The organism is Gemmatimonadota bacterium (assembly GCA_026705765.1).
GTDB lineage: Bacteria > Latescibacterota > UBA2968 > UBA2968 > UBA2968 > VXRD01.
The window spans coordinates 1-14,918 of record JAPPAB010000019.1; the positions used below are offsets into that span (position 1 = coordinate 1).

A 14,918-nucleotide genomic window follows, 5' to 3' on the forward strand; every position below is an offset into this window, starting at 1 on the left:
GGTGGTTTGATTATTCTACCGGGTTCACACAAGAGCGAGTTTGAACGTCCAGAGGGGTTCTTTTATCCGGGTAGCCGGACGCCCGAAGGTGGGTATAATCCGGATTATGTTTCCTATGATGTTCCGCCGGGGGTATTAAATGTGATTCCCAAAGCGGGCGATGTGGTGATGATTTCAGAGATGGTAACGCATGGTGCGCTGAGTTGGAAGCCAAGGGATCGCGACCGGCGATTTTTGACACTGCGGTACATGCCGCAGTTTGTGATGCCGCTAAATGAATTTCCCGATGAAATTGTCGAACGGTTGTTGCCCGAGACACAGGAGCTAATTGCAACAGCATCCTATCCGCAGATTAAGAAAATCGTGCAAACTGAAAGTTAAAGGATCAGACTATGTCAGAGTTACAGCTTGAGTCTATTGAACCCTGGGCGCCGCATCCGACCGCTGCGCCGTTGACAGAACGCAGTGGGGATACGCTGGCAATTGCCGCAAATGGGACGCGCACCTGTATTGGCGGATGGCAGATCGCGTATTCGGGTGTGGAGGCCGGCAAGATATATGAGATCGTTGCCCAGTCGCAGTTTCAAGATGTGGATACGGCACGCGATGTGTTGCGCTGTGAGGCGTATTGGGGCCACCTGGATCGGGACAGTGGGCGGCGCGGCGAAGTTCTGTCCTGGGATTATCTCCTTCCCGAGTGGAATGGGGATACCGTGCAATTTTCGCGGCGTCTCACTGCTCCGGAAGATGCCGAACATCTGACCGTGCGCTATACGTTTCGCTGGTCGGTTGTGGGATCATCCGAATGGCAGTTGCCCAAAGTGGTCGCGACGGAAGTGGCAGAATCATACAAGTCCGTGAAAATTTGTGTCGCGACGGGACGGAGAGAAGATCGAGACCGGCGGTTTGAGTCGATTCAGGACAATGTCGATCTTTATTTGTCTTTGTGCCGGGAGATATGTGAAAAAGAAAAACCCGATTTGATTGTGTTGCCCGAGATCGCATTGCAATACGGGATTAAAGGGAGTCCATTGGAACTGGCAGTGCCCGTGCCGGGCCCCGAGGCGGAGCCATTTGCGGATGTTGCGCGCGATTATGGCGTATATGTGCTGTTGGGTGTGATTGAACGAGATGGCGATGCCGTTCACAATACAGCCGTGTTGTTCGCGCCCGATGGCGGCGTGGATGGCAAATATCGCAAGGTGCATCTGGCGGTGGGTGGCGAGATGGATTCGGGTATTTTGCCGGGTGATGATTTTCCTGTATTTGATACAGAGATTGGACGGATTGGGTGCAATATATGTATGGATTCTTCGGCGGCGGAGTCATCGCGGATGATCGGGTTAAACGGCGCGGACTTTTTGTTGTTGCCAATTATGGGCGATCACCGCGCGTGGCATCCAGAAGATCATACGTGGGATCCCGAGCGCTTTCGCGGGATTATGCAGACGCGGGCGCTGGACAATCAGTTGTGTATGGTGGTGGCGGTAAATCGCGCGGAGGGCAGTTGTATTATTGATCGCACCGGGCATGTGCTGGCATGGAATGATGGCAGTGAACGGTTTGTGGCCGCGGAGGTGAATCTCGTGGATGGATTCAGACCAAAGAGTCGCGGGTGCTTTCGCGGGATTAACTGGATGCAGCGACGACCACATACCTATCGCGCTTTTGTCGATGAAAAGAACGCAGGGACCTTGAAAACTGAGGCGTATTGAGGATTATATGCCGAGCGCGATTTGCTCGCATTCGGCATATTTTTTGACCAGTTCGTCATATACTGCGGGGTCGGTTGGGTTGACGACGGAGCCGGATATGGGTTCGGCGATGCCCTTGCTGATGTCTTCCCAGGTGGTATTGAGGTACGCATGCGCTGCGCGGAGGGCTGCGCCGAGGGCTGCGCTGTTGGTGACTTCAAATTGGTGAACGGGGCAGTTTTGCACGTCGGCCATGATCTGGAGAATTTCGGGATTGACCGATGCCCCGCCTGTGACGTAGATGGCTGAAGGACGCACGCCCATCCATTCTGAGTGAATGCGCATGGACATCATTTGTGCCTCGACGACTGCGCGGCAATTGCCATCGGCGTCCTGTTCGTCGAGGTCAAAACGGTGTACGCCGGGTTTGAGGACATTGGGCACGATTTCGGGTTCAAAATAGGGGAGCAGGATTTTGCCATTATTTCCCGGAGGGGTGGATTGGAGTGCATGGGAAAAACCGTCCCAGTCCAGACCATGAGATTGGCGTACGGCTTCGCGGGCGAGGGAGCCGTTTTTGAAACAGATGAGGGTCATGTAGTCGCCAGTGGGTGAGACAAAGACGTGACCTTCGCCGCGTGGGTCGGTCTGGCAATTTTTCATTGTGCCAAAGTAGGTGTCGCTGGTGCCGAGTGAGATGGCGACGAGGCCCTCGCGGATAAGACCGAGGCCGATGACGCTGTTGGGATTGTCACCCGACCAGACGAGTGCCTGTGCATTGGGGTTGACGCCGTATTTATCGACAAAGTAGGGGTTCACAGTGCCGATAATTGCGCGGGATTCTGCGAGCGGAGGCAGGCGGTGGGATAGGTCGGGGGCTGTGGCGTCGAGCGCGGCGGCATGATAGGTTCGGGTCTGAATGTCCATCAGGTTCATGCCTGCGCCATCGCCGTGATCGATGGGGGCAACTTTGCCCGCGATCAGAGAGGCCATGAAGGAAGAGACGAGCATGATGTGTGCGGTGTTGTTATAAGCATCGGGTTGTGTTTTGTAGAATTTGCGGATCTGTGGGCCTGTGAAGCGCTCAAAGGTGGTGGATCCCGTGGCGCTGGCTGTGGCTTGAAGACCGCCGAGGGCGTCGCAAATTTCATCGCATTCGGCGCGGGTAGAGGAGTCCATCCAGATGGGAGATGTGTCGCGGGAGAATATATCGCCGAGGTTTTCTACGAGGGATTTTGATGGGTTGAGATTGGATAAGGTATCCGCGGTTTTGAGATAGACAGAGCCGTGTTGTTGTCCCGAGCCAGAGATGGCCCGGATATTGCCGAGGGTTATACCCTCGGTTTTCATTTTGTCAAAAAGCACATCGAGGGCTTCCGCCCACATGAGAGGTGGGGAGTGAACAATTTTGGGGTCGAGGTGGTCGAGGACGCCATTTTGAGTGCCATAATGCGGTAGCGTTTCGTCGTAGTTCAGTGAAATGTCGTACACGACTTTGCGGGTGTCGATGTCTATGATAATAGCACTCAAGCTCTGCGTGCTGGCGTCAAGCCCGAGATAGAGGTTGCTCATGGATACTCCTTATGATTCATAAATAACCGGGCATTTGGATATTATTTCGAAAGGGTCATGATATACTCACGCCACATGTCGCCGCGATACTTGCAAAAATCGCACGGCACGCTGTCCCAGCCGTTTTAATAGATCCAGGTCTTGCCGCGCTTTGGCCAGTATCAAAATACCTTCGTAATACGCCCACAATGCCAGCGCTGTTTCCCGCGTGTCCATGGGGGACAGATCACTGGCTTCTACTGCTTCGTCGAGTGTTCTTTGTAACCGGCCGATTACATCCTCAAAGATGCGATCAATTTTATGGCGGATCAGCGGCTCGTGCGCGCTCATTTCCACGGCGAGGTTGCCAAACGGACATCCGCAAAGTTGTTTGTGCTGCTCGTAAAATTGGCAGTTTTGCTCATAGACCAGTTCAAAAAAACGCGAAATCCGCTCCAGGGGTGGTCGTTCTGATGAAAATGCCCGCTCCCAGGCGGTCTCCCGTGTAATCTCCCACCATTGATCTAATGAAGCCAGTACCAGGTCTTGTTTGGTCTCAAAGAAGTGGTAAAAGCTCCCTTTTTTTATCCCAGCAGTTTTGCACAATTCCTGTACGCCCACGTCGGTATAACTGCGCGTTAAAAACAAATCCATCGCAGCCTGTATCAGCCGCTCTTTTGCATCGCTCGTGCGTCCCATGATATGCCTTTTACGATAGATTCGATAAGTCTGCGTCGTTTTTTGTTTTGCTTTAAATTTTGTAAATTGATAATATGGGCTGTTCTGAAACTAAATATAGTCTATCCACACCGACTTTTCAATAAGGAGCTTCACATGCGCGTCATCGCAATTGGCACGGAATACACGGGCAAAACCACGCTGGTTCAAGCCATTCAAAAATGGGGCATGGAGCGCGGTATTCGCCATCACATGGACGATCACTTTTCCGTTCCCGATCAGCAAACCCTTACAAATCCCGCAGATCAAAAGGCTATGAACGAAGTGCCATCGCCCATCAAAGAGCGTTTTCAGCGGTTTCAGATCGCTTATCACGTGCGTCTGGTACACAATTACCAGCACGTCTTGCTCACGGGTTTTCACATTGAGGAAATGGTGTACGGCCAACGCTATTATTATCCCGATCTTGCGCGCCCGGTCGAAAATCCCCAGGCATGGGAAAAAGACATGCCCAAAGATATTATTCTGGTACATCTCACGGCCAGTCCCGAGGTTATCAAACAGCGCATGAAGGACGATCCACACGATTTTCCGATTGTGCCCGAATCGGATATCGAAGAGGTCCAGGAGGCATTTCAAGAAGAATTTCGCAAGTCATTTTTTAAACAGAAATTTCAGATCGATACATCAGACTTGAATGCAGACACACTTCTCAAAGCCTTTCTCGACGAATCGTTTTCCTATCTCACCGCCGCTGATCACGCCATTCGGTTGGCGAGACCGTAGTTAAAGATGAGGGACTGGGGATTGGTTCTCACCTCCTGCCAGTCCTATCCTCCGAGGTACTGATCTTGCCATCTCCACCTCCCAACATGCGCCTCGTGTTCGACGATGGCACGCTCGTTCTTCTGGATCCGCCAGCGGACTATGAACCGCCATCTCCGTTTATATGGGATAGCCGCGTGGGACGCTGGCGCGCTCAGGCGCATCGGTATCGCGATGTTGTAGAAGCATTACAGGATCGGGGTGTTGGCATAAAAAATGTGGTCCCGCGCTACAATCGTCTCAAACTCAATTTCAACCGAGAACACACCCCACATCCGCATCAGGCTGAAGCCTTTGATGCCTGGCAATCAAACCAATATCGCGGCGTGGTTGTTCTGCCCACGGGGTCGGGCAAGTCACTTCTGGCTCTGATGGGTATTGCTGAAGTTGGTCGCAGTACGCTTGTTGTCGCGCCTACGATTGATCTTATGAATCAGTGGTATGACTTGCTCAAAGATGCCTTTTCATGCGATATCGGTATCCTGGGAGGGGGATATCACGAGCTTGAAGACCTCACTGTAACGACTTACGACAGTGCGTATATGCACATGGACCGCTACGGCAATCGCTTTGGTTTTCTGGTTTTTGACGAGGTCCATCACCTGCCCGGCGAATCCTATTCCCACGGTGCAGAACTTTCTATTGCCCCCTATCGCCTGGGGCTTACAGCCACGCTCGAACGTCCCGATGGTCGCCATCTTATGCTGCGCGATCTCGTGGGTCCAACCGTTTATGAAAAGGGCATTCGCGATCTGTCTGGCGATTATCTTTCTGAGTACAATACAGAGCGCATAGAAGTCGATATGGTAGCCGAGGAGCGCGTCGAATACGAAACTGCGCGTTCGCAATTCAGTGCTTTTCTGGAGTCCAAGAATCTGCGGTTGGGCAGTGCCTCTGGATGGCAAAATTTCGTGCGCCTCTCAGCGCGTTCCAGCGACGGCCGAAGGGCGATGCTCGCCTATCGTCGCTATCGAAAAATCGCTCTGGGTACAACCGCTAAGTTGCGCGTGCTGGAAGATCTGCTGAAAAAACACCCGCGTGACCGCATGCTCATTTTCACCAATGACAACGAAACTGTTTATACGATTTCAGAACAATTTCTCATTCCCGCCATTACGCACCAGACCCGCACGAAGGAGCGCAGGGAAATCCTCAAAGCTTTTAATGAGGGCGATATTCTCGCGCTTGTGACTTCTCGCGTGCTCAACGAAGGGGTCAACGTACCTGAAGCCAATGTAGCAGTTGTGCTTTCGGGCACGAGTACTATCCGCGAGCACGTCCTGCGATTGGGGCGCATTTTGCGTCGTCGCGAAGGCAAACACGCCATTCTCTACGAAGTGATCTCTCGCAATACAGTCGAAGACCGAATTTCTCGCCGCCGCAGGCAACACGATGCGTACGATGGGAAGCAACGCGAGATGTTTTGAAAGGGAATTCTGTGCATATCGAAGATCTCTTTACCTCAGCCCAACGGGTGCTTATCGATCACCTTCACAGCCGCGACCAGGAGGAGCGCCGCGCTGGCTCTACCGATCCGCTGCGCCTCAAGGCTGCCAGTCCAGAGGTGGCACAGTATCTGTGTCTTACCGCGGTTCACCAACGGGCGAGGACGCTGGTCGAGTTTGGCACTTCACACGGCTATTCCACTTTGCATCTGGCCGCGGCAGCCCAGCACACGGGAGGCCGCGTTTTCACCCTGGACCAGATGTCCGAAAAAACTGCGGCGGCTCAGGGCAATTTGCGAGCTGCTGGTCTGAACCACCTGGTAGAGTGCCACACCGGTACTGGTAATGCCTTTATCGCAGCCCTTCCCGATTGCGTGGATTTCGTTTTTGTTGACTTTGGGCTGCACGCTTTTGCGCCTATGTTCGATATGCTGGAAAGCCGTCTGAGATCAGGGGCTTTCCTTTTTGTCGATGGATGGTCTGCGGTCGAACAATGGTACATGGATCCGGATTGGGCCACTTTTAAGAGCCGCCTGGATGAGACGCCCGATTATCTGACGTGTATTCTGCCTCTGCAAAAATCTCACCTCATTGCCATTAAACTGTCCTGAAAGTTGTAATGAAAAAACGGCAGTGGACATAAGGTCCACTGCCGTTTTTTTGTACAGGCAAAAATCCCGACATTTCGTCCTGCCGTTTTTACCTCTTGCCATTTCGGTCCGTCATATTGGCATTCGCCTCTATACTTTTTTTCATACTTCAGAATATAAATTTTTTATTATCAATATCTTATTCGTGTTGGTATTTCAGGTACGATATTTGCATAATTTTGGGGTGGTGACCTTTGGGATACTCTCATCTCGGTAAGGTCTAAAATTATTCACCATCCTCTGGAGATTTACAATGTATCGCTTCCAATCCCTCGCCATACTCGCCGGCATCGTGGGGCTGTTTGCCCTCGTGGGTTATTCCCTTTTTGGCTGGACCGGCGTTGTGCTCATTATCGCTGGTAGTCTCATATTTAACCTGTTTTCTCTGAGTGGATCTGCGCGAATGATACTCTCCTTTCACCGCGCACGTCCTATTTCAGAATGGGAAATGCCCGAGTTGTACCGCATTTCCGAAGCCCTTGCCGCGCGGGCAAATATTTCGACGCCCAGCCTTGCGATATATCCTTCGGACATGCCCAATGCCTTTGCGCTTGGCGTTGGCAATGGCGTTGTGGCACTCAGTTCAGGATTGCTGAGATTGCTCGATAGACGTGAGATTGCAGGTGTTCTTGCACACGAATTTGCACATCTCAAAAACCGCGATAGCCTGTTAAATCTTTCTGCTGGACTATTTGTGCGAGCTATATCTTTTCTTTCGACTTTATTTGGCATTCTGGTCTTCCTACTTTTCCTCTCTGGCGCGTGGTTAAGCATTGGTACAAATCTGATCCCTTTGATCTTGCTCACCAGTATTGCGCCTTATGGCGCCATCTTTCTGCATGCAACCCTGATGCGTACGCGAGAATTTCTCGCGGATCGCGATGCTGCCATGCTCACTGGTGATCCCGGTGGCCTGGGCAATGCCCTGATCAAATTGGAACAGGCAAATCGTTACCTTTCCCGCCTGCAACGCCGTTTTCGATTTATTTATACATCTGATGCCAGGACTGGTCCGCGCTGGCTTCGCACACATCCGCCCACAGAGGAACGGGTTCGTGCGCTCTGTGAAATCAGTGATCGCACAAGACCTTTTCCATCTGCGCCCGTTTTACCAGCGAGCAGGCCAATCGGTCCGCGGCGTATTATAATTACTTAAAGCGGTTGCAAATATTATACAATCCGGAACACCGATTGCGAATTGCACTGTGGAAGCTACATCGTTTGAGGCAGCACTGGAATCGGTGTTGCCAAAACTGCGCGAGGAGGGTCTTCAGGTCGTGCGCGTGGAGGTTGATGAAGTGTGCATTCATTCTGGGCATCAAAAATACTGCTGATTATATCGCGCTCTAATCTTGACAACGAGTTTTTAATTGGCTATTTTTTTGAAACTTATATGCTAATTATTTCGCATAAAATCATTCAAAAAAATAAAAGAACTGAGAATGGCAAGATCGCGGTAAGAGGGATTGACTGTCCGATAGGCTGAAAATTTTTCAATTATTAAGACCGAGATGCCATGATGCAAAATACAATGAGATATCTTCTTTCAATTTTATTGCTCGTGTTTTCTTCTGCTGTGAAGTGTGAGGATTTGCCGCAGCGCGAAGCGGTTCCCCGTCTGGCGGTGTTTCCACTACTTTCAGAGAAAGACTCTGATTACGGAATTTTTATGGCTGATCGATTGGTGGATGAGTTGATGCGCTATCGGGATATTCCCGCCTATCAGGGGCGCTGGTTTGAACTGGTGGAGCCTGATACGATTCCACAGGATCGGATGGAGAGGATATTGGAGACCAAACAGGCGTTGAAAGACTATGATTTATTTTTGTTGAAAACAGCGGCTCGCGCGGATCGGGCGTTGATCGGATTTGTTTCTGATGCCGGGACGCGCACATTGCATGTGCGGATTGTGGATCTGGACACTGGAGAACCTATTTGGATGGGCAAAGCGCGAGATGATGTCGAATGGCAGTGGATCTATGCCCAGCGCGATATAGGAGAGATTGCACTGGGCAATTTGATGTCGCAACTCGGGTTTCAGGAAGCCAATCGGCACGGCATGATGATGCGGTCAGATGAGTGGCCGTTGCAGGCGGTATTCGCGCCTTTGCACACTTCGCAAAAAGCGCTGGTGGGCGGGTATGAGCGGTTGATCAGGGAGGGTATGGTAGGTGATGGATTGTTTGATGGACTGGATATGTCACAGCCCATAGGTACGCGTCTGAGTGCTGCGGATCGGAAGTTGTTGGCGCATAGGGCAGATGCTGTTTTATGCGGTAGTTTGATGGCGACTGGCAAGGATAATGCGATTAATGCTGTAGGGGTTGCACTGCGGCTGATTGATACGTCTTCTGGTCGTATTTTGTGGGCGGGCAGTGCCAATGGTCGGCGCGTCTGGCGCAAGGATCGGTTTGACGATTTGTCGCAGACGATTGCCACAGATCTGATCGCGGGATTGGCAAAGGTTAAATCGGGCACTCAGACAGATGCCTGGGCTAATCAGCCAGAGCCACAAGATGGACCGGGCTGGGTGAATCGGGGGATGGTCGCGTTGGAACGCGGGCTTTTGAGCGATGCTGAAGAGGCATTTTTGAAGGCGGAATCTTTTGAGGATAGCCAGGTGCTATCTTATGAGGGATTGGGACGGGTTTATGCGCGACGCCCAGCCCTTCGACAGCGCGCGGTTTCGTATTTTTATCGCGCTATAGAGGCGGATACGACGCGCGCAGATTTGTATTACCAGATGGCGTCGGTGTATTTTGATATCGGTACGGATCAGTGCGTGGATATGGCGTCTCGGGCGATTGAGATTGATTCGACGTATAGCGCACCCTATCAGTTGTTGGGAGACTGGTTTTCGCGCGATGATTTTTACGCTTTGTCTCAGGACAATGCAACAGCCGCTGCGTATTATACGCGCTATTTGTCTCTGGAGCCGGATGATGTTAATGCGGTGGCAAAGCTGGGGGCTGTGTTGTTGCGTATGGAAGATCAGCAGGCGATTGCGCGACAGATTTTGCCCTTTATGAAACGCCATCCCGAGGCGCTCGATTTGTTGCCTGTTGCGTCACAGTGGGCTTATCGGGCGGGGGATTACGAACGCGCTTCGGTGTATTGGAATCGGTTTTTGGAGCGGATTGATGCACAAACGCTGGCGTTGTACGTCGATCCAACCCCTATTTTGTCAGATGCACAACGCGCGGTCTATAATGCGCTTCCCGATACAGAGAAGCAAAATTTTATCGATCGGTTCTGGATGCAAAAGGATCTGGATCCGACGACAGAAGTGAATGAGCGTTTGCAAGAACACTATCAGCGGGTGTGGATGGCGCGGCAATATTTCGCAGAGTCTGCGTATCCCTATGATAGGCGCGGTGAGGTGTATTTGCGCTATGGCGAGCCGGATTATCGCTCGCGGTCTGGTCGCGCGCCCGGGGTGATGAGTGTTGCGGTGCAGCGGGTGAAGGACGAGTTGTACGCGCAGTTGTACACGCGCCCATCCGAAGGCGCGCTTGTGGGCACGGTGTTTCCCGTGCGGAGTTCGCGCGCGATGATGGCCGATTCGTTTGACATGATGGTGGGGAGAAGAGCCGTGGCTTCTCATGTTATGGGTGATGGATATTTGCCGGTTACGTCTGGTGAAGATAATAGTCTCGTGCCCTGGGAATCGTGGGTGTATGTGACGATTGGTGGGGGGATGGAGATTACATTTACGGATGAGATGGGATCGGGGCATTTCAATTTTGCGCCGATTCCGCTGCGCCAGCCGATAGGGATGCGGTCCATAGCCAGGATTCAAGAAAATGCACCGGAAACGGTTTATATGCAGGCTTTGGGCGAGATGCCAGAGCAATACCGACCGTGGTGGCAAACGCGAGAGTTGGAATTTTATTACGATGTGGCCGATGCGCGCGGGGGGTATTTCATGACGCGGGTGGATGTGGCTTATGGTTTGCCGATAGATGTGGTGAAGATCGGCAGAGGCGATTTGACGTTGGCTATTGCGCTTTATGATTCGGTGACAAACCGCGCGTTTCGCATGCGTCGAACGGTTGTGCGGAAAGACACGCCATCTGATTCGAATGCCATGCTGACCGATTTGTTGACCTTGCCCGTGCCGCCCGGTACTTATCATTTGACAGTGAAGGCGGAGAATGTCAGTGCCAATCGCGTCGGTTTGTTGCGGCAGGTTCTTGCGGTTGAGTCTTATGGCGATTCGGAATTGCAGATGAGCGATCCGGTATTGGCTGCGCAGATTGACGAGACGGATGTGGAGGATGCTTTTCGCCGACAGAATTTGCGGGTGTTGCCTTTGCCTACGCGCGCGTTTCTCGTTGGGCAGGAGATGGGGTTGTATTTTGAGGTGTATAATCTGGTGGCAGACGCGTTTGGACAGACGCGCTATCGCGTGACGATTCAGATTGCGGCTCTGGAACAGGTAGAGGGTTTGCGAATGCTGTTGACCGGGCAGGAGGTCAATCCCGAAGTGTCGATGTCGTTTGAACAGGTGGATACGCAGCCGAGCGTGCAGGTCTATCAGTTTGTCGATCTGACAAAGGCCAAACAGGGGCGCAATCGGGTAAAAATTATCGTGGAAGACTTAAATGCACGTATGCAAGTTGCAAAGGAGATTGTGTTTCGGTATGGGCAATAGTGTCACATATTTTTTATTGTGTCTTTTGGTGTTGGTCGGGTGTGATTCCAGGCGCGATCTCGCTACTGATCCGGCTAATTCGCGGATTGTGGTCCCCTTTGATCTGAGATATGACGAGGCGCAGAATGCGGTTGTACTCGAATGGGAATATCTGGGTATTGAACCTGTGGCGCGCTATCGTTTTTGGCGCAGTGAGCGCGATGGCTGGCGCAGATTTCCCTGGCGTGATTTGCCTGCGCCTTCGCGGGAAGCGAACCCCCGTGCAGATGTGTGGAAGATGATGCCGATCGCGCATTTTGATATCCAGGCTGGTGAACAGCACCGTTATAGCCTGCATACAGAAACCGCCGAAAAGAAACCAGCAAGGGCAACCGTAGGCTCGGTGCAGATTCCCGGTGCGATATTGGAGACGATCCAGTTTTTGCCCGAAGAGGGTACAGCGACTGTCAACTGGCATTTGGCGGCAGGTGTTCCCCGTCGCTATGAGTTGTTGCGTTCTGTAGATGATGCAGCAGAGCAGGTGATTTTTCAGTCTGAAGATCCCGAAGTTGCGAGTTTTACCGATGTGATTATAGAGGGCAACCGCAAATATACGTATCGCTTGCGGAATACGATGGATCGCGATGTGATGCTCGATAGTCGCGAGATGTTTATATACCCGTATCAACGGCGACTCAATTTCAATATTGTCGAGGCACCGAATGTGTTTGTGGCTTTGACGTCCGCTACTACTTTTGCAAGTCCCGCCCTGGCGTTGCTCGCGACATCTGATGCCATTTCCATACGTGAGGTCGATCATACGGGATATGAGGGTGATCCGCGCGTACTGTCCGTGCCCAACCGCGCGGGGTTGCACTTGGAATCTCTCTCAGTTGTCGCGGTCTCTGCTGGAATCCGCGTTCTTCCCACTGTATTGCTCTGCGGCATTTTGTCAGAGACCAGAGAGGTGCAGTTTTTTGCGTTTCGGTCGTCTCAGTTGAGAATCTATGAGATTCCCTGGCAATACGAGGACTGGCGCGTTGCGGATTCTGAGTTGCCTACCGCGATAACGATTGCGCGAGATGGCACGATTTGGGTGGGTATTGGACAGAGGTTAAAGGCATTCTCATTTAATGTAAATACCATTATTGAACGCGGGTCTTATGATACGGGCATTGAAGGTGCGATCCAGAGTCTTGCGGTTTTGGGACCTGATATCTGGATGGTGACGGCATTGGGAGAGGTATTTCGCACAGATACAAGCCACATGGGGTCACAGCCTGTTTGGGAAGAGGTTGTGTTGTCCGATGGTGTTTTTGCCGTGTGGGTTGGCAGTGGTCCCAGGGCTGTATTTGTACTGGCTCGGGATCGAATTATGGTTTTTAATGCTGACGGACAGCCTGTATTGCGATGGCGTGTTATAGATGATCTGGTTTTAGATCCTGTGGGTTTGACTGTCTCTCATGATGGCGGTGTGTATGTATGGGATGCACAAAATCATATTGTTCTGTTTAAAAGCGCACCCCCGTTTCTGGTGCCTTTTGTCCAGGCCGATCCGAATTGATGGGAAGATTGAAATGAGAGTTTTTATTTTTATGGCGCTTATTTGCGCTTTTGGTATTGCAGGTGCTCAGGATGTTCCGCCTTATGTTCAAGAGGCTGAAGCGCGCTACAAACAGGGTGATTATGGAGGTGCGATAGGGTATTTGTTGGCTGTGCCGGGTGTGGCGCAACTCTCGCCGAAGCTGACGCCGATGAATCGAGATTCACGCGCGCGTCTGTTTTATGATCTGGGATGTTGTTATCTTGCAGCGGGGGACTCTCTGCGTGCCGATTGGGCATTTCGAGAGGCTTTTGCTCTGAATAACCGATTGAACCGGGGATATTTTGAGAATGCAGATCCGGGCGCGTTCTGGTGGGCTTTGTTGCACGGTGAGGAGGCCGCGCGCCGCCTGAAGACCAAACGCTTGTCGGCTGCGATGCGGTCTTTGGTCTTTCCCGGATGGGGACAGTATTACCGGGGGTACAAGAAAAAGGGATACGCATTTCTCGGTGCAGTGGTTGGTACGTCTGTCGCGCTGCAGTTTCAGTATCGGAATTTTCAGAGTGCCCGCGATCACTACAATCAGACGAATATATTTCAACATGTAAACCAGCGATATCCAAATGAGGATGGGACGCGCTATACCGAGTGGGAGGCGCGTCATCGAGACGTTAAATCCAGTGAAAAACGGGTGAATATCCTGATCGGTGTCCTCGGCGCGATTTGGGTTTTGAATCTATTTGATAGCGCAGTTTTTGAGCCAGCACCTATGGGTTTGATGATCGCGTTTTGAGGTAGATAGGGCAGATTTTCAAGAAAAGCCGATGTTTTACGTCGGCTTTTTAATATTTGGCACTGTCTTTCGCGCGTTTGCTTACCACCTGTGTACGTAATGTCCCTGACCGGAAAACCACAGGGCATCGACAATAAAAGACAGCGCGACTCCCAGACCATAACCTGTAAGCAGGCCAATAAAGAAAGGCTGAAAACGACGATAAGCAGAGACACCGCCAAAATGCAGTACGAACAATTTGAATGCCCAAATAATAAAAATAGAGACCTGATTGCTGCGGGCGACATTGGTGCTGCAAACAGTCAGGCCAATGGGATGCAGGGGCCACCAGGGGAAGCGATATTGTAAGAATGTGAGGCATCCCATCAATGCTGCGCCGCCGCCAAAAAAGCCCAGTCTTTGCCAGTCGGCATCAAAGGGATTGACAATTTTGCTGAGGATCACCGGATAGATCCGATTGATACCCGATTTGAGCGGAATGTCATTAAAGTTGAAAGCCCCCCTTTCATAACCCAGGGGAATGACATAGAAGATAAACGTCAGACAGCCGACGACCAGTCCCAAAAAGACTGCGCCTAAAAGTTTGCGGTGGTCGGCTTTGATCCATTCGGATAGTTTGGCGATATGGATCAACGCGGGCATAAACAGACCGCGAATATAGTTCGTAAGTGCGTAGGAGAGGGCGAGTGATGTCATCGTGGGCATCGAAAAGGCGTGGGCACCGAGAGAATAAATGGTGAAAACCTGTGCGCTGATTGGGGCTTGCACAAAAAGGATGCCAGTTTGCGCTACGATGCGCGCTATGCCTACGTAAATGACAAAGGTGGCTACCATGTAAAAGGCGATTGTTGAGGGCTCCATGCCGGATTGATACAACCAGAAAAAAATAAAAACTGTTCCAATAAGCAGCCCCAAAATAGCGGTGCGGTAAGATAAGAGTTCCCGGCTGTCGTCAATGGGGTGTTGTGGATTGATGGCTTTGAGAAGGACTGCTTTAAGATGATGGCGAGAGATGTACAATCCCCAAAAAACGAAAAAACACAGAGCGCCAAAATCACCCGGTCGTTGCGGATGGCGTAGATGTGGTCGTAGAGATTCACCACGGG

At 51.6% G+C, this 14,918-nt stretch carries 13 protein-coding genes; 10 read left to right on the forward strand and 3 right to left on the reverse strand.

Going from position 1 to position 14,918, the window contains the following annotated elements; all coding sequences use genetic code 11:
* Positions 1-381 (forward strand): hypothetical protein (locus OXH16_02260; protein MCY3680192.1); only part of this gene is annotated, 381 nt, incomplete at its 5' end.
* Between the two features lie 11 nt (positions 382-392).
* Positions 393-1,715: a carbon-nitrogen hydrolase family protein gene (locus tag OXH16_02265; GenBank protein MCY3680193.1), complete on the forward strand. Its 1,323-nt coding sequence runs from the start codon at positions 393-395 to the stop codon at positions 1,713-1,715.
* Between the two features lie 3 nt (positions 1,716-1,718).
* Here the strand turns inward: OXH16_02265 and OXH16_02270 are convergent, their stop codons facing one another.
* Together OXH16_02270 and OXH16_02275 are read right to left on the reverse strand one after the other, a co-directional pair.
* Positions 1,719-3,266: an FGGY-family carbohydrate kinase gene (locus OXH16_02270; GenBank protein MCY3680194.1), complete on the reverse strand. Its 1,548-nt coding sequence runs from the start codon at positions 3,264-3,266 to the stop codon at positions 1,719-1,721.
* Between the two features lie 66 nt (positions 3,267-3,332).
* The gene (locus tag OXH16_02275) at positions 3,333-3,944 is read right to left on the reverse strand and encodes a TetR/AcrR family transcriptional regulator (protein MCY3680195.1); all 612 of its coding nucleotides are present in this window, start codon (positions 3,942-3,944) and stop codon (positions 3,333-3,335) included.
* A 135-nt stretch (positions 3,945-4,079) separates the two neighbouring features.
* Between OXH16_02275 and OXH16_02280 the strand changes: the two genes are divergently transcribed.
* The 8 genes from OXH16_02280 (at position 4,080) to OXH16_02315 (ending at position 13,812) form a co-directional block, all read left to right on the forward strand.
* Positions 4,080-4,709, forward strand: coding sequence for a hypothetical protein (locus OXH16_02280; GenBank protein ID MCY3680196.1), 630 nt, complete (start codon positions 4,080-4,082; stop codon positions 4,707-4,709).
* Between the two features lie 65 nt (positions 4,710-4,774).
* Positions 4,775-6,175 (forward strand): DEAD/DEAH box helicase family protein, encoded by a 1,401-nt coding sequence (locus tag OXH16_02285; GenBank protein ID MCY3680197.1) that lies wholly within the window; start codon positions 4,775-4,777, stop codon positions 6,173-6,175.
* Entirely contained in the window at positions 6,172-6,804 is a 633-nt protein-coding gene (locus OXH16_02290) for a class I SAM-dependent methyltransferase (GenBank protein MCY3680198.1), read from the forward strand. The genes OXH16_02285 and OXH16_02290 overlap by 4 nt, the downstream gene beginning before the upstream one ends.
* Before the next feature lie 292 nt (positions 6,805-7,096).
* Positions 7,097-7,999 carry a M48 family metalloprotease gene (locus OXH16_02295; GenBank protein MCY3680199.1) on the forward strand — a complete coding sequence of 301 codons (903 nt, stop codon included), beginning with the start codon at positions 7,097-7,099 and terminating at the stop codon, positions 7,997-7,999.
* Between the two features lie 49 nt (positions 8,000-8,048).
* A complete protein-coding gene (locus OXH16_02300) occupies positions 8,049-8,177 on the forward strand; it encodes a hypothetical protein (GenBank protein ID MCY3680200.1) in 129 nt (42 codons plus the stop codon).
* A gap of 182 nt (positions 8,178-8,359) precedes the next feature.
* Positions 8,360-11,497 carry a GWxTD domain-containing protein gene (locus OXH16_02305; protein ID MCY3680201.1) on the forward strand — a complete coding sequence of 1,046 codons (3,138 nt, stop codon included), beginning with the start codon at positions 8,360-8,362 and terminating at the stop codon, positions 11,495-11,497.
* Positions 11,487-13,040, forward strand: a complete 1,554-nt coding sequence (locus OXH16_02310; protein MCY3680202.1) for a hypothetical protein — start codon at positions 11,487-11,489, stop codon at positions 13,038-13,040. Before OXH16_02305 ends, OXH16_02310 begins: the two co-directional genes overlap by 11 nt.
* A 13-nt stretch (positions 13,041-13,053) precedes the next feature.
* Entirely contained in the window at positions 13,054-13,812 is a 759-nt protein-coding gene (locus OXH16_02315) for a DUF5683 domain-containing protein (protein MCY3680203.1), read from the forward strand.
* An 81-nt stretch (positions 13,813-13,893) separates the two neighbouring features.
* Here OXH16_02315 and OXH16_02320 read toward each other — a convergent pair.
* Positions 13,894-14,918 (reverse strand): hypothetical protein (locus OXH16_02320; GenBank protein MCY3680204.1); only part of this gene is annotated, 1,025 nt, incomplete at its 5' end.